This window comes from Arthrobacter sp. P1_B11 (genome assembly GCF_056406715.1).
The window spans coordinates 70,673-90,243 of record NZ_JBFTZQ010000012.1 but is presented as its reverse complement, the minus strand read 5'-3'; the positions used below and the strand labels follow the sequence as shown (position 1 = coordinate 90,243).

General features: G+C 65.3%; 15 protein-coding genes. 7 read left to right on the top strand and 8 right to left on the bottom strand.

The window, feature by feature from the left end; genetic code table 11:
* Positions 1-42 precede the first annotated feature (42 nt).
* Positions 43-1,428, bottom strand: a complete 1,386-nt coding sequence (locus tag AC1D14_RS12130) for an MFS transporter (RefSeq protein ID WP_230120481.1) — start codon at positions 1,426-1,428, stop codon at positions 43-45.
* 162 nt (positions 1,429-1,590) lie between these two features.
* Here AC1D14_RS12130 and AC1D14_RS12125 point away from each other — a divergent pair, with 162 nt between their 5' ends.
* Positions 1,591-2,448 carry a hydroxymethylpyrimidine/phosphomethylpyrimidine kinase gene (locus tag AC1D14_RS12125; RefSeq protein ID WP_230120479.1) on the top strand — a complete coding sequence of 286 codons (858 nt, stop codon included), beginning with the start codon at positions 1,591-1,593 and terminating at the stop codon, positions 2,446-2,448.
* 148 nt (positions 2,449-2,596) lie between these two features.
* Here the strand turns inward: AC1D14_RS12125 and AC1D14_RS12120 are convergent, their stop codons facing one another.
* Positions 2,597-3,880 (bottom strand): serpin family protein, encoded by a 1,284-nt coding sequence (locus tag AC1D14_RS12120; protein WP_476968562.1) that lies wholly within the window; start codon positions 3,878-3,880, stop codon positions 2,597-2,599.
* A gap of 268 nt (positions 3,881-4,148) precedes the next feature.
* Here AC1D14_RS12120 and AC1D14_RS12115 point away from each other — a divergent pair, with 268 nt between their 5' ends.
* Positions 4,149-4,505 carry an iron chaperone gene (locus tag AC1D14_RS12115; RefSeq protein WP_476968561.1) on the top strand — a complete coding sequence of 119 codons (357 nt, stop codon included), beginning with the start codon at positions 4,149-4,151 and terminating at the stop codon, positions 4,503-4,505.
* A gap of 70 nt (positions 4,506-4,575) precedes the next feature.
* Here AC1D14_RS12115 and AC1D14_RS12110 read toward each other — a convergent pair whose 3' ends face one another.
* Positions 4,576-6,324 (bottom strand): pyruvate dehydrogenase, encoded by a 1,749-nt coding sequence (locus AC1D14_RS12110; protein ID WP_230120467.1) that lies wholly within the window; start codon positions 6,322-6,324, stop codon positions 4,576-4,578.
* A gap of 164 nt (positions 6,325-6,488) precedes the next feature.
* A complete protein-coding gene (locus tag AC1D14_RS12105) occupies positions 6,489-7,973 on the bottom strand; it encodes a helix-turn-helix transcriptional regulator (RefSeq protein WP_230120465.1) in 1,485 nt (494 codons plus the stop codon).
* Positions 7,974-8,145: 172 nt separating this feature from the next.
* Between AC1D14_RS12105 and aceA the strand changes: the two genes are divergently transcribed.
* Both aceA and aceB read left to right on the top strand, forming a co-directional pair.
* Entirely contained in the window at positions 8,146-9,477 is a 1,332-nt protein-coding gene (aceA, locus tag AC1D14_RS12100; RefSeq protein ID WP_476881484.1) for an isocitrate lyase, read from the top strand.
* Between the two features lie 213 nt (positions 9,478-9,690).
* The gene (gene aceB, locus AC1D14_RS12095) at positions 9,691-11,361 is read left to right on the top strand and encodes a malate synthase A (protein ID WP_230120461.1); all 1,671 of its coding nucleotides are present in this window, start codon (positions 9,691-9,693) and stop codon (positions 11,359-11,361) included.
* 218 nt (positions 11,362-11,579) lie between these two features.
* Here aceB and AC1D14_RS12090 read toward each other — a convergent pair whose 3' ends face one another.
* The 4 genes from AC1D14_RS12090 to AC1D14_RS12075 form a co-directional block, all read right to left on the bottom strand.
* Positions 11,580-12,698, bottom strand: coding sequence for an MFS transporter (locus AC1D14_RS12090; RefSeq protein WP_476875082.1), 1,119 nt, complete (start codon positions 12,696-12,698; stop codon positions 11,580-11,582).
* A 224-nt stretch (positions 12,699-12,922) separates the two neighbouring features.
* Positions 12,923-13,663, bottom strand: coding sequence for a ThuA domain-containing protein (locus AC1D14_RS12085; protein WP_476881485.1), 741 nt, complete (start codon positions 13,661-13,663; stop codon positions 12,923-12,925).
* Between the two features lies 1 nt (position 13,664).
* Complete coding sequence (locus AC1D14_RS12080; protein WP_230118752.1) at positions 13,665-14,759, bottom strand: Gfo/Idh/MocA family protein; 1,095 nt, start codon at positions 14,757-14,759, stop codon at positions 13,665-13,667.
* 51 nt (positions 14,760-14,810) lie between these two features.
* Positions 14,811-16,034 (bottom strand): ROK family transcriptional regulator, encoded by a 1,224-nt coding sequence (locus tag AC1D14_RS12075; protein ID WP_230118751.1) that lies wholly within the window; start codon positions 16,032-16,034, stop codon positions 14,811-14,813.
* A gap of 177 nt (positions 16,035-16,211) precedes the next feature.
* On the opposite strand from AC1D14_RS12075, the gene AC1D14_RS12070 reads away from it, so the two are divergent.
* The 3 genes from AC1D14_RS12070 (at position 16,212) to AC1D14_RS12060 (ending at position 19,561) form a co-directional block, all read left to right on the top strand.
* Positions 16,212-17,321, top strand: a complete 1,110-nt coding sequence (locus AC1D14_RS12070; RefSeq protein WP_230118750.1) for a Gfo/Idh/MocA family protein — start codon at positions 16,212-16,214, stop codon at positions 17,319-17,321.
* A complete protein-coding gene (locus AC1D14_RS12065) occupies positions 17,318-18,136 on the top strand; it encodes a hypothetical protein (RefSeq protein WP_476968560.1) in 819 nt (272 codons plus the stop codon). The genes AC1D14_RS12070 and AC1D14_RS12065 overlap by 4 nt, the downstream gene beginning before the upstream one ends.
* 96 nt (positions 18,137-18,232) lie before the next feature.
* Positions 18,233-19,561, top strand: a complete 1,329-nt coding sequence (locus AC1D14_RS12060; protein ID WP_230118748.1) for an ABC transporter substrate-binding protein — start codon at positions 18,233-18,235, stop codon at positions 19,559-19,561.
* Positions 19,562-19,571 lie beyond the last annotated feature (10 nt).

Sequence of the window (19,571 nt, the reverse complement as noted above, 5' to 3'; positions counted from 1 at the left end):
CACCGCTGAGCCAGCCGCCCGCCGTCGTACTATTCCGGGAAGCTAGGCGTTGACGCGATCGTCGTCGTCATCCTTGCGTTCCGCCGGGGCCGACGGCCAGGCGTTGCCCTGTTCGCGGTCCAGGTGCGTGATCTTCCTGTTCTTCAGAGCCAAGATGTAGACCAGAAGTGAGATGCCGATCGCCACCGTGACGTAGGTGAAGAAGAGGTCAACCTGGTCGGACTTCTGCAGCGCCGCGCCAATCAGGGGCACCGTGCCGCCGAAGAGTGAGTTGGCGATCGCGTAGCCGAGTCCGACGCCGAGCGCGCGGATGGAGGCCGGGAAGAGCTCGGCCTTCACGAGGGCGTTGATGGACGTGTAGCCGCCGACGATCAGCAGCCCGCCCATCATCAGCAGGAAGGCGGTGAACGGGTCCTTTGTGTTGGACAGCGCGGACAGCAGCGGCCAGGTGAACAGGACGCCGGTGATGCCGAACCAGAGGAGCAGCGGCTTGCGGCCCACCTTGTCGGAGATGATCCCGTAGACCGGCTGAAGGAGCATGAAGATCAGCAGCGCCCAGAAGTTGATGACCGAGGTGTCCGTCTTGGCGATGCCGGACGTATCGTTCATGAACTTCAGGATGAAGTTGGTGTAGGTGTAGAACGCCACGGTGCCGCCGAGCGTGACGCCGATGCAGATCAGCAGCGGCTTCCAGTGCCGGGTGAACAGCAGCTTCATGCTGCCGGGCCGGGCCTCGCCGGCAACCGCCGGGGCCTTGGCAGCGAGCACCTGATCCTCGGACAGCGTTTCCTCCATGGAGCGCCGGAGCCACAGCACCACCAGAGCGGCAACGCCGCCGATTGCGAACGGGATCCGCCAGCCCCACTCGGTCAGGGTGCCCTTGTCCGTGGCGTTCTGCAGGATGACGAGGACCAACAGGGCAAGCATCTGGCCGCCGATGAGCGTGACGTACTGGAAGCTGGAGAAGAAGCCGCGGCGCTTGGACGTGGCGGCCTCGGACATGTAGGTGGCGCTCGTGCCGTATTCGCCGCCCACGGAGAAGCCCTGGACCAGGCGGACGAAGATCAGCAGGACCAGCGCCCAAACACCGATCTGCTGCGTGGTGGGCAGGACCGCGATGGCGAACGAGCCGGCCGACATCATGGTCACGCTGAGCGTCAGCGCGGCCTTGCGCCCCTTGCGGTCCGCGTACCGGCCGAAGAACCAGCTGCCGATGGGGCGCATCAGGAAGGACGTCGAGAAGACGGCCATGGCCTCGAGCCCGGCCTGCAGCTCGTCCTTGGAACTGAAGAAGTGCGACTGGAAATACGCCGCGAAGACTGTGTAAACGTAGAGGTCGTACCACTCCACGAGGTTGCCGGCGGAGCCTTTGAGGATGTTGCCGACCGCTCTTCGGGTCTGTGCTGTCTCGGTCAGTTGGGTGCTCATCAATGAACCTTCCTGGATTCAGCGCGGCAAGAAAGCAACGCCGTCCGCCACCCTATGACCCGTGACCGGCACCACTCGGCTTTTGGTCATATTGGTCTCGGGCCTTTATTTTTGGTCATGCGCACAATGCAGGCACTTTGTGGCCGGTGGCAGGATGGGGTCATGACCCTTGCTGAAGTTGCTGAGACCCCTGACCGGACCGCTCCCGCCGTCGTCCTGACCATCGCAGGCTCCGAGGCCACCGGCGGCGCCGGCGCACAGGCTGATCTGAAGACGTTCCAGGAACTGGGCGTCTTCGGCATAGCCAACCTAACCTGCATCGTCTCTTTTGATCCCGGGAACAGCTGGAACCACCGCTTCGTCCCCGTGGACCAGGAGGTCATCGCGCACCAGTTGGAGGCGACGACGGCCGCCTACGGTGCCGCTTCCGGCGCACCGTCCGTGTTGGACACCGTGAAGATCGGCATGCTGGGCAGCCCGGCCACCATCGGCACCGTTGCTTCCGCGCTGGTCCGCTCCGGGTTCAGCAATGTGGTGCTGGATCCGGTGCTGATCTGCAAAGGCCAGGAGCCGGGGCACGCCCTGGACACCGACCAGGCGCTGAAGTCCCAGATTCTGCCGCTGGCCACGTTCGTCACGCCCAACCAATTCGAGGCGGAATCGCTTTCCGGGGTTAAGATCACCGACGTCGAAACCCTCAAAGAGGCGGCCGTCCGCATCCACGAGCTCAGCGGGGCAGCCGTGTTGGCCAAGGGCGGAGTCCGGCTTTCGGGTCCGGACGCCGTCGACGTCTTTTATGACGGCGAAACGCTTGAAGTCCTGTCCGCGCCGAAAGTCGGCGAGGTGGCTGTCTCCGGCGCCGGCTGTTCGCTGGCCGCCGCCGTGACTGCCGAGCTCGCGAAGGGTGCGACTCCCCTCGAGGCAGCACGGACTGCCAAGTCGTTTGTCACTGCAGGTATCCGCAACCGTGTGGCCTCAGGCGCCCCGTTCGATGCGCTCTGGCAGGGCGGTCCGCGGTAACCCCAGCGGCCCTTCAGCCAGGACCCTCTCTCACCTTTCGCGCCAAAACCCGGACGCTCTCTCACCTTTCGCGCCAAAAACCCGGACGCTCTCTCACCTGCTGAGAGAGCGTTCAGGAGTTTGCTGCAGGATCTGAGAGAGGGTCGGGTTAGGAGCGCGGATCGGCCACGGTTCCCATGAACAGCGGCAGGCCGGTTTCAACGTGCACGATCTGATAATGGAACGGCCGGTCGAAGGCAATGGACCGCTCCGGCTGCGGCGGAGCACTGGTAACCATCCCGTTGACCTGGGTGACCGCCGCTGCGATGGTGCCCTTTTCGGCGACCGTGATGTTGGCAGCTTGTGCGGCCTGGGTGAGCATCATCTTGGGCTGGATGTTGTTGAAGTCTCCGGTGGTGCTGAGGGTCTTGTGCAGGCCCACGGTTTCGAGGACTTTGCGGAGGTCAAAGCTGCATTTGTGGTCCCAACGGGGCAGCTGGATCTGCACTGTCTCTAGCGGCGCGGCATCGAAGGCGTCCGCGATTTCCGTGAGCTGTGTAGCGGTGACGGCAGCGGAGGCGGGGCGGGAACCGGTCCCGGCGTTGGCTGCAGCATCCGGCAAAACGAGGCGCATGACGAAACCATCGGCGTAGGGAAGGTCCACCCCGCGCCAGCCTGGCCCTTCCGCGTACTTCATCTGAAGCATGCTGTGCATGGCGGGCGCCTCGATTTCCTCGCCGGATGCCGTTCTGAAGGGCAGGTCCGAGGTCTCGCCCGGGTCAAACGGCACGCTCCACGCGGACGCGAAGTACAGGGAATTGAGCAGACTGAACGTGTTCCGGCGATCGTATTCGGCGGGGGCTTCCTTGATCCGGCCGCCCGTGTTCCTGTTCACCCAGGAATCAATGGCGGGCTTCGTTGCACCCTCATCGCTGAAGTCCACGGGATACACACCGGTTCCGTAGTGCCGGGCAAGAGTGTCCAGGAAGGACTCCCCGGTGGGCACGTCCTTATCCACGAACAATCCGTTGGCGCTGTGCATGACGGGTTTCCGCGGCGGGTTGTCCTCGTCCACGGCCCCGGGGTCGCCGTCGAACTTCCCAAGCGCAGCGAGAACCGCGTTCATGGCCTCATCGCGGTTCGCCGCGGGGAGCTGCAGGACGCTGTCCATCTCGGCCGCCGTCTCGCCGGAAGCGCCAGCGCGAAGCATCGCGAGGGCAACCAGGAGGCTCGCGGGCGAGGACACCACGTTCCCGTTGGCACCGTCGCCGCCGTCAGCCATCAGGGCCTCGCCGAGCCCGAAAGCGGAAGCCCGGAAGGAGCGAAGCTCAGCGGGATAAGCGGCGCGGTCAACCGAAACCCGCTCCACGCCGTCGGCCTTCAGGAGCTCTGGAGACGAAGCCGCACACCCTGTCAGCGCCACAAGCGCCCCTGCAGCCGCGATGCTTGCCATGCGGAATGTCTTCATTGCTCCCCCTTTTACCTGCATTTGACGGGATCCCGCCCATCTCCCTTCAGTCAACCAGCCTGACCCCGCCAGTTCGATGCCTGCCGGGTCACGGTTCGCCGTCGGTTTGGTCTCGCCTGCTCCGACGCTCTCTCACTTTTCGCAACGATTTCGCCAACGCTCTCTCAGATCCCGCCGCGGCGTATCCTCGAGACATGCCGGAAGCGGAGTAGAGGCGGTTCCGTCGGGACCTGGAGGGATGGAGGAACGATGCATGGCAAACCATTTCAACAACGTTGACGAATACATTGCGTCGTTCCCCGTCGAGGTGCAGGGCACCCTCCAGGAGATCCGGCGCCGGTGTTCCGCTGCCGTGCCGGGTTCCGGCGAAGAGATCAGCTACGGCATCCCGACCATCACCCTGGACGGGAAGTATGTGGTGTATTTCGCGGGGTGGGCACACCATATTTCCGTGTATCCAGTGCCGGCCGGAGACGCTGACTTCGAAGCTGAAATCACCCCGTACCGGTCCGCCAAGGGAACGCTGAAATTCCCCTTGGGCAAGCCCATACCGTACGGACTCATCGAAAAGACGGCGGCGCTGCTGGCGGCCGAGCGCCGCGGGCGGTGACCACCGCCGCGCGGCAGCCGCCGTCGAAGGCGAACGACGGCGGCAGCACCGTCGTCGTCCGCTGCTGAACCTAACGCCGCGGGATGTTGCGCAGGTTGCTCCGCGCCATGCTCACGGCCTCGCCGGCGCCGCGGTTGAGGACGACTTTCGACATGGCGGTCGCGAAGCCAAGGACCTGCGAACCGGTGATCTTCGGCGGAATGGACAGCGCCTTGGGATCCGTGATGAGTTCAACCAGCGACGGTCCCGGATGCGCGAAGGCTTCGCGGTAGGCGTCCTCGATCCGCGCCGGATCGGTGACGCGGACGGAGTGGAAGCCGAGCGCCCGGGCGACGGCGGCGTAGTCAGCGTCGGGCACGTCCACGCCGAAATCGGGCAGCCCGTCCACGAGCATTTCAAGTTTGACCATGCCTAGGGTGGAGTTGTTAAAGACCACCACGTTCACCGGTAAACGATGCGCTGCAACGGTGATGAGCTCTCCAAGCAGCATGGACAGGCCGCCGTCGCCCGAGACCGAGATGACCTGCCGTCCGGGGTAGGCAAGTTGGGCGCCAATCGCGTGCGGGAGGGCGTTGGCCATCGAGCCGTGCAGGTACGAGCCGATCAACCGGCGCGTGCCCAGCGGATTGATGTAGCGGGCGGTCCAGACGTTGCACATCCCGGTGTCCGCGGTGAAAATGGCGTCCTCCGCCGCCACCTGGTCCAGGAGGGAAGCCGCGTACTCCGGGTGGATCGGCTGCTTCTTTTCCACCTTGCGGGTGTAGGCCCCCACTGCCTTGTTCATGAGCCGGTCATGCTTCTTGAGCATCTGGTTGAGGAAGCGGCGGCTCTTCTTCCGGGTGATCAAGGGCGTCAGTGCGGTGAGCGTGGGCAGCACGTCGCCATGGACGGCGACGTCGACGTCGGTCCGCCGGCCAAGCTTGTGGGCAGCGCGGTCCACTTGGGCGGTGCGGGTACCTGGAAGGAACTGGTCATAGGGAAAATCTGTGCCGAGCAGGATCAGCAGGTCCGCGTCCTCAATTCCCTCGGCCGCGGCGCCATAGCCCAGCAGCCCGGTCATCCCGATGTCGTACGGGTTGTCGTACTGCATGAAGTCCTTGCCYCGCAGCGAGTGGCCTATCGGGGCGCCCACTAACTCCGCGAGGGCGACGACTTCGTCGTGGGCGCCCTGCGTTCCTGCGCCCGCAAAGATGGCAACCTTGTCCGCCGCGTTGATGGCATCGGCGAGCTCCCGGACGCTTTGCGGGGCCGGGGTGAGGGTGGCGGGCCGGAAAACAGCGGGCAGCGGAGTTTCGCCCGTCGCTTCGAGCCCGGCGATATCGCCGGGAAGGGTCACGACGGCGACGCCCCCTAACGCGACAGCGTGCTGGATCGCGCTGTGCATCACCCGGGGCGCCTGTTCCGCTGTGCTCACCAGTTCCGAGTACACGGAGCATTCGTTGAAAATCCGGTCGGGATGGGTTTCCTGGAAGAAGCCGCTGCCGATCTGTTTGCTCGGGATATGCGAAGCGATGGCCAGAACGGGCGCTCCGGAGCGGTTCGCGTCGTACAGCCCGTTGATCAAGTGAAGATTGCCGGGACCGCAGGAGCCGGCGCAGACTGCAAGCCGGCCGGTCAGTTGGGCTTCCGCAGCGGCGGCGAACGCGGCGGCCTCTTCATGCCGGACATGGATCCAGTCGATTCCGCCATTGGTCGCGCCGCCGGTCTTCCGCACGGCATCGACAATCGGGTTGAGACTGTCCCCCACGATCCCGTAAATTCGCTGCACTCCGGCAGCCTGAAGTTGTTCGATGAGCTGGGTGGCGAGTTCCTTGGCCATGAGTGCACACTTCCGCGATCAGGTTGATGAGCTGACAGGGCCCAATATAGTCCGCCCAGCTTGGGGCGCCCCGCAGGAAGTGAGAGAGCGTCCGCCGACAACCCGCAGGACGTGAGAGAGCGTCACAGGGGCCGGGCGGGGCAGCGCCCAGGACCGTGCGCGCGCTAGCTCCCGGAGTGCGCCTGCAGGAACGAGTACACCTCGGTCTCGTCCACGCCCGGGAAAGCACCCGGGGGCATGGCCGCCAGCAGGTGCGAGTGTGCCCGGGCGGACGGCCAGGCGTTGCCCGCCCATTCCGACGCCAACGCGGCCGGCGGACGCTTGCAGCAGTTCTCGTCCGGGCATGTGGACTTGGATCGCTCGGTGGTGTCACGCCCGCGGAACCATTTCACGTGCGCGTACGGCACGCCCACGGAGAGGGAAAATTCACCATTGGCTGAGCGTTCCGTCCGGGCTGTGCACCAGTAGGTCCCGGCCGGAGTGTCAGTGTACTGGTTGTAGGCACTGAACTTGTCGGCCACATCGAAGACCACCCTGCTGGTCCAGTTCCTGCACGAGAACTGGCCCTCAATGGCGCCGGTATGGTCGTGCGGGAACGTCACGCCGTCGTTCTCGTACGCCTTGTAGATGATTCCGCTCTTGTGCGTCTTCTGGAAGTGCGTGCGGATGTCCAAGTGCTGGGTGGCCAGATTGGTGAACCGGTGGGCGGCTGTTTCATAGGACACCGCGAAAGCGTCCCGGATGTCCTCCACAGCTATTTCCTTGGCTAGCTTCGCCTTCTGCAGGAATTCCACGGTGGCCTGCTCGGGAAGGAGCAGGGCCGCCGCGAAATAGTTGGTGGCCACCCGCTGCATCAGGAAATCCCCGTAGTTGGTGGGGGTCTGGTGGCCCAGGACGTAGTGGCCCAACGCCTGCAGGAGCACGGAGCGGGGATCGTGGTCCGAGCGCTCATTCTGCGTCAGATAAATTCGGTGGTTCTTAAGATCCGTCACTGAACGCGTGGAATGCGGCAGGTCGCCAACGTGGTGCAGGGAGAAGCCGAGGTGCCCGGCGATGTCGGCGATCACGTGATGCGAAAGCGGGCCGCTGGTGTGCCCCACGGACGCCAGGACCTTTTGGGCCTCGGCCTCGTACTCGGGGAAATAGTTGTTCCGCTCGCGCATCATGGCCCGCAGTTCACCGTTGGCGCGGCGGGCTTCTTCGGGCGTCGCAATCTGCTCATTCAGCTTGCGCTCCAGCTCGTGCTGGAGTCCCACCATGGACTCCAGCACATCCATGGGAAGGCGCGAACTGATGCGGATTTTGGGCAGGTTCAGGGACTCGTAGATCGGGCTGCGCTGGTAGCGTTCCAGCTCGATCTCCAGCGCCGCCCGGCGGTTGGGCGGCTCTGCCCCCAGCAGCTGGTCGATGGTGACGCCCAGCGCCGCCGCAAGCTGCTGCAGCAGGCCCAGTTTGGGTTCCCGCTTGCCGTTTTCGATCAGGCTCAGCTGGCTGGGGGCCGTCCCGACGGCGGCACTGAGGTCATCGAGGGTCTTCCCTGCCGCTTTGCGCAAGTGCCGGACGCGGCGGCCCAGGCTGATGACGTCGACGTCCGGCGCGGCGGGGGACGGCGGCGATTCGGCTTGGCGGCTCCAGCTGGTTGTGTGCATTTCTTGAGCTTACGCGAAGAAGTGCATTTCTTTCCATGGTTTTCCTCTAGTAACCCCTTCGAAAGTGCAGAAAAGTGGGGAACACGGAAAGAAACACCGCACCGAGCCAGCCGGCCCCGACTGCAAAGACGCAGGACGGGCCGGCTTCCGGAGCACAAACTAGGAGACAAAGATGACTGCAGCATTTGAGCCCACCCAGCAGACGCCCGAAGAGCAGGCCGCCGCACTGGAGCTCGAGTGGGCCGCCAACCCCCGCTGGGAAGGTGTGACCCGTGACTACAAGGCTTCCGACGTCGTCCGCCTCCGCGGCCGCGTCTCTGAAGAGCACACGCTGGCCCGCCGCGGCTCCGAAAAGCTGTGGAAGCAGCTGACCGAGGAGCACAAGGAAGGCAGGTACACCAACGCTCTGGGCGCCCTGACCGGCAACCAGGCGGTGCAGCAGGTCAAGGCCGGCCTCCGCGCCATCTACCTCTCCGGCTGGCAGGTGGCCGCCGACGCCAACAACTCCGGCCACACCTACCCGGACCAGTCGCTCTACCCGGCCAACTCGGTCCCCACGGTTGTGCGCCGCATCAACAACGCCCTGCTCCGGGCCGACCAGATCGAGTTCTCCGAGGGCATCCAGACGGTCGAGGACTGGATGGTGCCGATCGTCGCCGACGCCGAGGCCGGCTTTGGCGGCCCGCTCAACGCCTACGAACTCATGAAGTCCATGATCCAGGCCGGCGCCTCGGGCGTTCACTGGGAGGACCAGCTCGCGTCGGAGAAGAAGTGCGGCCACCTCGGCGGAAAGGTGCTCATCCCCACCCAGCAGCACGTCCGCACGCTGAACGCGGCCCGCCTGGCCGCCGACGTCGCCGGCACCCCGTCCGTCGTCATCGCCCGCACCGACGCCGAGGCAGCAACCCTGATCACCTCCGACGTCGACGAGCGCGACCAGGAGTTCATCCTCCGCGAAGGGGGACAGCCGGTCCGCACCCCGGAAGGCTTCTACAAGGTCCGCAACGGCATCGAACCCTGCATCGCCCGCGCCAAGGCCTACGCCCCGTACTCTGACCTCATCTGGATGGAAACGGGCACCCCGGACCTGGAACTGGCGCGCAAGTTCGCCGAGGCCGTCAAGGCCGAGTTCCCGGACCAGATGCTTTCCTACAACTGCTCGCCGTCGTTCAACTGGCGCAAGCACCTGGACGACGCCACGATCGCCAAGTTCCAGCGTGAACTCGGCGCCATGGGCTTCACGTTCCAGTTCATCACCCTGGCCGGCTTCCACGCCCTGAACTACTCGATGTTCGACCTCGCCCACGGCTACGCTCGTGAAGGCATGAGCGCCTACGTCGAGCTGCAGGAGAAGGAATTCGCCTCCGAGACCCGCGGCTACACCGCGACCAAGCACCAGCGCGAAGTCGGCACCGGCTACTTCGACGACATCGCAACTGCGCTCAACCCGAACGCATCCACCTTGGCCTTGGTGGGATCCACCGAAGAAGGCCAGTTCCACTAGCACTCGTTCGACGGCGGGACTTGCCTGGGGCCTTCGGTCCGGCATTGCTCTGCCTGCTATTCCCCGTGCCCGGGTCCGACCTCGCTGAGCGAGGACGGACCCGGGCACAGGGCCCCTTTTACGCAGGCTGCCGCAACACCGACACCTTCGGCCTGGTGAGGACCGCACCTGAGTGCGTGTCGCCGTCGTTCTTCCTATTTAGGAGCAATTGAGATGAACAGCTTCACTGACAACTTCACTATCAACGGGATTACGTTGACCGCGCAGCCGATTTGCCGGCAGGGCGAGGTTCTTACTCCGGATGCTTTGGCGTTCGTCGCCAAGCTTCACAAGGCGACCACCGGGCGGCGTGAGGAGCTGCTGCGGGCCCGCAAGGCACGGCGGGAGGACATCGCAGGGGGCCAGGATCCGCGCTTCCTCCGCGAGACCGAGTCCATCCGCAACGATCCCCACTGGCGGGTTGCTCCCCCGGCGCCGGGCCTGGAGGACCGCCGCGTCGAAATCACCGGCCCGGTGGACAAGAAAATGACCATCAACGCGCTGAACTCGGGCGCCAAGGTCTGGCTCGCGGACATGGAAGATTCCTCCACGCCGTCGTGGCGCAACGTCATCCAGGGGCAGCTGAACCTCACGGATGCCCTGGAACGCCGCATCGACTTCACATCACCGGAAGGCAAGGAATACAAGCTCCGCGCCGCCGAGGATCTGCCCACCATCGTGGTGCGTCCCCGCGGCTGGCACCTGCCCGAGAAGCACATGCTCATCAACGGCACGCCAATTGCCGGCGGCATCGTGGACTTCGGCCTGTACTTCTTCCACAACGCCCGCCGCCTCCTGGCCCAGGGCAAGGGTCCCTACTTCTACCTGCCCAAGATCGAGAACCACCTCGAAGCCCGGCTGTGGAACGACATCTTCATCCTGGCCCAGGACCTGCTCGGTATTCCGCAGGGCACCATCCGCGCCACGGTGCTGATCGAAACCATCACGGCATCCTTTGAGATGGAGGAGATCCTCTACGAACTGCGGGACCACGCCTCGGGCCTGAACGCCGGCCGCTGGGACTACATCTTCTCGCTCATCAAGAACTTCCGCACACGTGGCCCCCGCTTCGTCCTGCCGGATCGTGGCCAGGTGACCATGACCGCACCGTTCATGCGGGCCTACACCGAACAGCTGGTGCGCGCCTGCCACAAGCGCGGCGCCATGGCGATCGGCGGAATGGCCGCAGCCGTTCCCAACCGCAAGGACGAGGCCGCCAACGCCAACGCCTTCGAAAAGGTCCGCGCGGACAAGACTCGCGAGGCCGCCGACGGCTTCGACGGATCCTGGGTGGCACACCCGGACCTGGTTCCGGTGTGCCGCGAGGTGTTCGACGGCGTCCTCGGCGACCGCCCCAACCAGCTGGACCGCCTGCGCGAGGACGTCATCCCCGACGACCGCGCCCTGATCAACGTGGCCGCGACCCAGGGCACGATCACGGAGCAGGGCATCCGGAACAACATCGAAGTCGGGATCCGCTACATCGAATCCTGGCTGCGCGGCAACGGCGCCGTGGCCATCCACAACCTGATGGAGGACGCCGCCACCGCGGAAATCTCCCGCTCGCAGCTGTGGCAGTGGATCTACTCCCGCGCCATCACTGACCACGGCGAGATCATCACGAAGCAGTGGGTTGAGGACATGCTGGACGAGGAGTTCGCCGCACTGGAACGCTTCGACGGAGACCGCTTTGCTGACGCCCGCGACATCTTTGAGGAAGTCACGCTCAGCGACAAGTTCCCCAGCTTCCTCACCGTTCCGGCGTACGCCCGGTACCTGCATGAGGCCCGCCAGGGCGTGGACGCCACGGCCGAAGCGATCGAGGACGAACTCGTAGCCGCCTAGAGATCTCCGTCCGCCGGGCTGCCACGCCTCCGCAACAGCACCCCCGAAATCCGGGGAGGCAGCCCGGCAACGGAACCACCTTCCAGCGCGAACGAACACTTGAGGCCCCATTTCCACGGGGGGTTAAGTGTTCGTTCGCGCTTTTGCGTGGAGGGCTTAGGTGTTCGTTCGCGCTGAGGGGTTTTAGAGCGGGGCAGGGGCGCGACGGCGGGTGGTGCCTAGCGCTGTTTCGGCACCTTGCGCACTGACAGCGTTGTTCCCAGGATGAACGCCAGCACCGAACCCAGGATCAGCAGCAGCGGGAGGGACCACGTGCCGGAGATGCTGTGGACGTAGCCCACGACAGTCGGGGCCGCCGCGGCGAAGCAGTAGCCCACACCCTGGACGACCGCTGACATCCGGCCGGCCGAGACCTGGTCGCGGGCCAGCTTGATGATGGCGATGAAGATGACCGTGATGCCGCCGCCCTGGGCCGCGCCGCCGAGGGAAGACCATAGCCACCACAGCTGGGGCGCCGCCAGCAGTCCCAACGGCACGCTCAGCCACATGGCACCCAGGGTGAGGGCAACCGCCGTCGTGCTGGCAAAGCGCGCCACCATCGGAACCCCCAGGCCGCCCGCGATCGCAAGAATCTGGAAGAGCGACGACCCCGCGCCGGCGGCAGCCGGCGCCATCCCCAGTTCGTCAGCGAGCAACGTGGGCAGCCAGGCCGTGACGCCGTAGTAGGAGATGGCCTGGCCGGCGAAACCGACGGTCAGGCCCACGGTAATCCAGCGTGAAGGGGGGCGGCCGCTGGCTGGCGGCCCACCGGAGCCGTCGTCGGCGGCGGGTACCAATGACCCGCGGCCGGCGGCGGGCACCCAGAAAGCTATTGCGGCGACAGCGAACAACGCGCTGGCGGCCAGTGCCGGGCGCCAGCCCCACAGTTCGGCGAGGGGCGCCGTGACCACCGAGGTGAGGAAGGACCCGATGTTGAGGGCCGCGGTATAGATGCCCATTGCGGTGCCCTGCCGGCGGGAGGAAAAGTCACGCCGGATGATCAGCGGCACCGCGATATTGCCCACCGTGATGGCCACGCCCAGGATCACCGTCCCGAGCATCACCAGCACGCCGCCGCCGGCGGACCGGACGATGACCCCTGCCAGGACTCCAAGAAGGGTCAGCGTGATGGCCACCTCTGCGCCCAGCCTGCGCGCCGCCAGCGACGCCAGGGGCGCAGCGAGCGAAAAGCACAGCACCGGGATTCCGGTGAGCAGACCCAGTTCCACGGGCGAAAAGCCGAGATCCTGCTGCATCGGACCCACCACGGGTGCGACCGCCACGAACGGTCCCCGCATGTTAAGGGCGATGAGTCCTATGCAGGCGAGGAGAACCCAGCTGCCGGGGACCCTGGAGCCCAGGGGGGCCCTCACAGTGCGGCCCGGGCTGGCGGCAGGAAAAAGGCAAGCGGTTTCATCACTTCATTGCTATCACGGCGGGCTTATGTCGAAAGAATAAAAGTCGGCGGGCCGGGTCACATCGCTGCGCTCCGGCCCGCCAGGACATGGTCGTCAGTGCTCAGTTACAGGTACCAGTCCCGCGGCGCGTTGCTCACTCCCGGCGCTTCCCGGAACTGCTTCGGCTGCGCCACCCAGCCCACCGCGTTGGCGATCACCTGCCGGATCTGGGGCTGGTGATAGACGGGGTACTCCTGGTCCCCCGGGCTGAAGTAGAAGATCCGGCCCTTGCCCCGGGAGAAGGTCACCCCCGAGCGGAAGACTTCGCCGCCTTCAAAGGAGCTGATGAAGATGAGGTCATCCGGATCCGGGATGTCGAAGAGCTCGCCGTACATCTCCTGCTTCGGAATCACCATGGGGCTTTCCACACCGGCGGCAATCGGATGCGAAGGCTTGACGGTCCACACGAGTTCGCGTTCGCCGTCGTTGCGCCACTTAAGCGAGCAGGTAGTGCCCAGCAGCGCGGTGAAGATCTTCGAGAAGTGGCCGGAATGGAGGACGATGAGCCCCATGCCGCCCAGTACGTGGCGCTGCACGCGCTCGACCACCTCGTCGCTGACGTCATCGTGGGCCACGTGGCCCCACCACAGCAGCACGTCGGTCGCGGCCAGGGTCTCCTCCGAGAGTCCGTGCTCCGGGTCTGCCAGCGTGGCCGTGGTGATGCCGGAGTCCGGGTAGAAACCCTTCAGCCCGTCCGCGATGGCGCCGTGGATGCCGCTGGGGTACATCTCGGCCATAGTTTCAGGCTGGTTGCGGGATTCGTGGACGCCTTCGTTCCAGACCAGGATGTTGAGTTTGTCAGTCATGTCAGAGCCTCACTTCGCGCTGTTCGAGGGCGGACTTGTAGCAGGCATCGAGCACCAGCGCGCGGCTCAGCGCGAGTGAGCCGTCGTGGGCGCCCCACTCGGTCTCGCCTCCGCGGACGGCGGTGACAAAGTCCTCCACCACTGCGTCGTGCGCGCGGCCCTGCTCCGCCACCACCTCGTAGTCCGCGTTCTCGCCGTCCTTCTCCTTGAAGATCCGCAGGCCTGCGACGGGGGCATTGGAGGCCCCGACGGCGCGCAGTTCCGCTCCGCCGTCGGTACCGTAAACCGTGAAGTCCAGCAGGTCATCCTCCTCCCGGTACGCCGCCCAGCCGGCCTCGAGGATCAGCGTGCCGCCGCCCTCCAGTCGGATGAACGCCGACGCGAAGTCTTCAACTTCGAACTTGTGGGCGGACTGCATGGCGGTGTACCGGGCGTTTCCGCCGAGGCCGCGGGGGCCCAGCTCGGAGTGCGTGGAGGCCGAGACAGACAGCACTTTCGGTTCACCCAGCAGGTGCAGCGAGTAGTCCAGGACGTGCACGCCGATGTCCGCGAGGGGGCCGCCGCCCGCCAGCGCAGGGTTCGTGAACCAGCTGCCCAGCATCGGGATCCCCTGGCGGCGGAGCCAGGATGCCTTGGCGTAGTACGGCCGGCCGAGTTCGCCGTCGTCGATGATGCCTTTCAGCTTCTGGATATCGCCCCGGCGGCGGTGGTTGAAGGCGACGTCCAGGACGCGGCCGGCCTTGCGAGCAGCCTCGACCATACTCCGGCCCTCTTCGCCGTTGCGGGCCAGCGGCTTTTCGCTCAGGACGTGCAGTCCGCGCTCAAGCGCCGCAATGGCAATCGGTGCGTGCAGGAACGTGGGCACGGCGACGCTGACGGCGTCGAGTCCTTCGAACCCGATCAGGTCCTCCCAGCGGGCGAACGTGTGGGGAATGCCGTACTCGTCCTTGAGGCTGCCCAGGAGGTCCGCCTCCTGGGCGGCAACGGCCACGAGCTCCACGCCGTCAATATTCTTGTAGGCCTTGATGTGCTGTTGACCGGCCCATCCGATCCCCACAACGCCGACCTTCAGGGGTGCGGGCTGCTGATTGCTCACGTTTCATGCCTCCGTTTCACTTCAGTCTGAATGTCGGTCTGGCTGTTCCGACTACCCCGTAGCCTGCAGCGTGGCCTCGATGACCGCCGGGGACAGCACATGCTGGGTAACCATCTGGCTCGCACCCAGTACCGCAGCCTGGTCTCCAGCCATGGACAGGCCGATGCGCAGGTGCGTGGTGGCAAGGGGCAGGGATCTCCGGTAAACAACTTCGCGCACGCCTGCCATGAGATGCTCGCCGGCCTGGCCAAGGCTGCCTCCGATCACAATGACGGAAGGGTTGAGCAGGTTCACCACCGTGGCTAGCACGTCGCCGACGTCCCGGCCTGCCTGGCGCAGCGCCTGGATGGCCGGCAGGTTGCCCGCGGCCACCAGGCGAAGCACGTCCCCTCCGTTTTCAGCCTTGAGCCCCTGCGCCGCCAGCGAAAGGGCCACCGCCGGGCCGGATGCCAGCGCCTCAAGGCAGCCGTAATTGCCGCACCGGCACAGCACCTCGTCGCCCCTGGGAACCCGCACATGGCCAAGGTCCCCGGCCGTGCCGTTGGCGCCGCGCTGCAATTCACCGCTGCTGATGATGCCGGCGCCGATGCCCGTGGCCACCTTGATGAACAGGAAATTGTCGTGCTCAGGCCAGTGGGCGGTGCGTTCGCCCAGCGCCATGATGTTGACGTCGTTGTCCACCAGTACCGGAACAGGCAGCGAGCGCTGGACATAGCGGACCACGTCAAACCCGTCCCAGCCCGGCATGATGGGGGGCTTCACCGGCATCCCGGTGGCGTGTTCCACGGGGCCTGGCAGCCCGATGCCAATGCCGGCAAGGTCCCCCGGCGCCCGTCCCGTCTCCGTGAGCAGCGACGTGGCCTCGGCGATAATCCGCCCCAGCACGGCCTCCGGCCCCTCGGCCACATCCTGGGCCAGCCGCCGCTCCGTAAGAATGTTCCCGCCGAGGTCGGTGACCGCAATGATCACGTGCGTCGCCCCGACGTCGACAGCCAGCACTGCCCGCGCGGCCGGCTTGAAGGCAAACCGCGACGGCGGCCGGCCGCCGCTCGACGTCGCCTCACCCGCCGGGCCCACGAGCCCGGAGGAGATCAGGGCGTCAATGCGGGAAGCCACGGTTGAACGGGCAAGCCCGGTGGTCAGGGCCAGTTCCGCCCGCGTTCGCGCCTTGCCGTCGCGGAGGAGCTGAAACAGGTCGCCGGCGCGGGACAGACTGCCGACGCCGTCGGCAGTAGTCAGCTCCGCTGTGTTGCCTGTACCCGTTCGTGGACTCATGGATCCTTGATAGCACGATTGCTTCTGGGTGTCACACACCAGAAAGATTGTCGGAGACTTTCCGACTTTTGCTTGACGATCGACAAAAGTAGTTCTAGCTTTGGCTGTGAGCCCCGTCACCAAGCATTCGCGGACAGGGGCATGCAGTGTTCCAGCGATTACAAAGAGGTAATAATCTTGTCGAGCGAACAACAGGCATCACGGGCGCCGCTTGGTGTCGGAATTCTGGGCGCAGGGCCTGTCACCCAGGCAATTCACCTCCCGTCGCTGGCCAGGCTCCGCGACATTCTTGAGGTGCGCCACATCATGGATGTCGATCTGGCCGTGGCCGAATCAGTTGCCGGCAGGGTGGGGGCACACTTCAGCACCAGCATGGAAGAACTCCTCGCCGATCCCGATGTGGACATCGTTGCCATCTGCAGCCCGCACCAGTTCCACGCGGCGCAGGTGATCGCCAGCTGCCGGGCCGGCAAGAAGGCGGTGCTGTGCGAAAAGCCCTTCGCCATGAGTGGCGAGGAAGCAGCCGGCATTTCCGCCGTTTCAGCCGAAACCGGCGTTCCCATCATCGTCGGCGCCATGCACACCTTCGATCCGGGCTGGCTGGCGGCCGAGGAGGCCTGGGAGGATCTCCCTGAGAAGGTCCACACGATCCGGTCCTCCATCGTCCTGCCGCCCAATCCGCGCTTTGAGGACTTCGCCACGGAGATCGTCGGCCGGGTTCCAATGCCGGATCGCGACTCAACTGACCCCGAAGTCATCAAGGCCATGCTCAAGGGCGGAGTGATGGGCCTGGCCATCCACGATCTTCCCCTGGTCCGCCGTTTCACCCGCGACTTTGCCTCCGTGGAAGTCCTGCACGCGGAGATCGCCCGACCCTTCGGCTATGTCATCTCCCTGCGGGCCGGGGATGTCACCATCGAACTGCGTGCCGCCATGAACGCCACCTGGGAACCGTCCTGGGTATTCGAGGCCATCGGCAATGACGCGGCACTGAAGATCGACTTCACCCCGTCCTATGTTCACGCAGGCTCCGCTACAGCCCAGATCCGGAAAGCCGGGCAGACCACGGTCCTGGGCCCCTTCGGCCACAACGGCTACGAGGGCGAATGGCGCAAGCTGGCTGAGCTGGCGCGGGGAACGGGCCGGCCGCCATCTGCCGAGACGCTCATCCATGACCTTGAGTTCGCGCTGGCAATCGCCGAGTCGGCCGCAAGCCGGTTTGATACAGCCCGGGTTGATGCCGGCACAGCCAGCGGGACCACCGCAGATGAGGAGATCAACGCATGACCACGCAGCTGTCCGTATCCGCGGATCCGCAGGCCGAAGCGTCAGGTGCGGTCTCCGCCGTCGTTGCTTCCCTCCCCCTGTCTTTTGCCACGGCGGCAGGAACGCCCGATGCCGGCACACCGGATGTCGTCGCCGTTGCCGGTCATGCAGGGTGGGCCGAACGCGCCGCCGAAGCGATCCGCAGCGGCGCCAAGGGCGTTGTGGTCTCCGCGCCGGTGGCTGAGGACCTTGCCGGGCTGACCGCTACGGCACCCGCCGCGGGGTCCGTCGTTGTGCTTGACCAGCAGTGGGCCGGAAACGTAGCGCTGGTCGGCACGAACGTCCGCGGCGCGATTGCCGGCGCAATCAATGAGGCCGTACTGCTGGACTCGGTTGCCGTGGCGCCGCCCGGAACGGATCCCCTGCACCTGCTGACCGAACACCTCGCCGTCATCCTGCAATGCGGGATTGACCTGCAGGACGTGAGGCTGATCCAGCGCAGCGGGAACGGCTACACCGTGGCTGGAGTCCTTGCCGGTGGAGTGCCTGCAGCGCTCCAGGGCATCATCACGTCGGCGCTGCCTTCCACGGCCAGCGTTTCGATTCTCACGTCAGCGGGACGCGCCGACGTCGTGCTGCCGGACCCGGCAGCAGCCTGGCCGGCCGAAGTCCGCATGGTAACGGCAGAAGGGGCGACGACGCTTCCCACACTGTACGAGTCATCCCACCGGACCACCTGGTCGAGGGTCCACTCGCATCTGTCTTCCGGGACCCCCGCCAACGATCTGTCGCGGTTCATGGCAGTTACTTCGCTCCTTAGCCAACTCAACAGCTAGTCAGCACCACCAGCATTCCAATTCCAGAGTCACTATCCGCTCATTGTCGAGAAGGGGCCGGGCATTCACTTAGCCCGGACCTGAAAGGAAACCATCGTGTCTACCAAATCCTCCATTGCATCCTCCGCCTTTTCGCGCCGGGGATTCCTTGGCTTCGCCGCCGCCGCGGCCTCCGTTCCGCTCCTGGCCGCCTGTGGCGGCGGCTCGGCCTCCCAGGGCGGCGGCGGGGGCAACGGCGTCATCAAGTTCTGGGACATGCCGTGGGCCACCCCGGCCTACAACGACGCCGCCAAGAAGCTCGTTGACGGATATTCACCGGCCTCGGGCAATCTGAAGGCCAGCTACCAGACCATCCAGTGGAACAACTTTTACCAGACCTTCTCTTCGGCCATCGCGTCCAAGACCGGGCCTGCAGTGTCCACCGGCGGCGGTTTCCAGGCCTTCCAGTTCGAGAAGCAGGGCCAGATCGCCTACGCCGACAAGGTGGTCGATGAGCTCAAGAAAAACGGCCAGTTCGATGATTTCCTGCCGGGCGTGCTCGAACCGTTCAAGTCCGACAAGGGTTACGTGGCCGTCCCGTGGCAGCTGGACATGCGCGTGTTCTGGTACCGCAAGTCGCTGTTCGAGAAGGCTGGCGTGGAGGTGCCCAAGGACTGGGCTTCCCTGCTTGAGGCCGGCAAGGCGCTCAAGAATATCGGCGCCTTTGGCTTCGCCACCGGCTCCGGCGCAGGCAACAACATCGGCAACCACTCGATGATCATGATGATGGTCAACAACGGCGGAGGGGTGTTCACCAAGGACGGCGAGCTCGACGTCATGAACGACCGCAACGTCGAAGCCATCGAGTTCCTCCTCGAACTGGTCTCCAACGGGATTATTGACCCGGCCTCAGTGAGCTACACCACCGATAACCTCAACGCCATGTGGAAGAACAAGAAGGCCGCCTTCGGTCCATACGTCCTGGGCGTCCCAGAGCGCGTTGGCGACACATCCGGTGACATTGTGGTGGCCAGCCCCATCGCCGGCCCGCACGGCGACAAGCACGGCCTGGTCTTCCCGAACAACATCATGATGTACACGAACACCCCCTCGCAGGCTTCCTCGGAGGCGTTCCTGGTCCACTACATGGGCCAGCTCAAGGAACTGTGGCGGCAGAAGCTGATGAACGCGCTTCCTGTCTTCAAGTCCATCACCGAACTCCCCGAGTTCGCCAGCGACCCGAACAACGTCAAGATCGTGAAGGAATGGCAGCCCATCGCCAAGACCTTTGCCTCCCAGGGGACCGTGCTGAACGACAACCTCGCCGTCCTCGACGGCGGCCAGGCGCTCAACCAGTTCACCCAGACCATCCTTACCGGCAAGACTGACGCCAAGTCCGCGCTGCAGGCCTTCGAGTCCGGCCTTAAATCAGTCATAAAGAAGTAAGCGGTCCTCC

What these genes read in the sequence shown, in the direction of transcription:
- AC1D14_RS12130 (WP_230120481.1), bottom strand. Translation starts at nt 1,428, where the DNA reads ATGAGCACCCAACTGACCGAGACAGCACAGACCCGAAGAGCGGTCGGC.
- AC1D14_RS12085 (WP_476881485.1), bottom strand. Translation starts at nt 13,663, where the DNA reads ATGACTGACAAACTCAACATCCTGGTCTGGAACGAAGGCGTCCACGAA.
- AC1D14_RS12120 (WP_476968562.1), bottom strand. Translation starts at nt 3,880, where the DNA reads ATGGCAAGCATCGCGGCTGCAGGGGCGCTTGTGGCGCTGACAGGGTGT.
- AC1D14_RS12115 (WP_476968561.1), top strand. Translation starts at nt 4,149, where the DNA reads ATGGCAAACCATTTCAACAACGTTGACGAATACATTGCGTCGTTCCCC.
- AC1D14_RS12065 (WP_476968560.1), top strand. Translation starts at nt 17,318, where the DNA reads ATGACCACGCAGCTGTCCGTATCCGCGGATCCGCAGGCCGAAGCGTCA.
- AC1D14_RS12090 (WP_476875082.1), bottom strand. Translation starts at nt 12,698, where the DNA reads ATGCGGGGACCGTTCGTGGCGGTCGCACCCGTGGTGGGTCCGATGCAG.
- AC1D14_RS12105 (WP_230120465.1), bottom strand. Translation starts at nt 7,973, where the DNA reads ATGCACACAACCAGCTGGAGCCGCCAAGCCGAATCGCCGCCGTCCCCC.
- AC1D14_RS12125 (WP_230120479.1), top strand. Translation starts at nt 1,591, where the DNA reads ATGACCCTTGCTGAAGTTGCTGAGACCCCTGACCGGACCGCTCCCGCC.
- aceB (WP_230120461.1), top strand. Translation starts at nt 9,691, where the DNA reads ATGAACAGCTTCACTGACAACTTCACTATCAACGGGATTACGTTGACC.
- aceA (WP_476881484.1), top strand. Translation starts at nt 8,146, where the DNA reads ATGACTGCAGCATTTGAGCCCACCCAGCAGACGCCCGAAGAGCAGGCC.
- AC1D14_RS12075 (WP_230118751.1), bottom strand. Translation starts at nt 16,034, where the DNA reads ATGAGTCCACGAACGGGTACAGGCAACACAGCGGAGCTGACTACTGCC.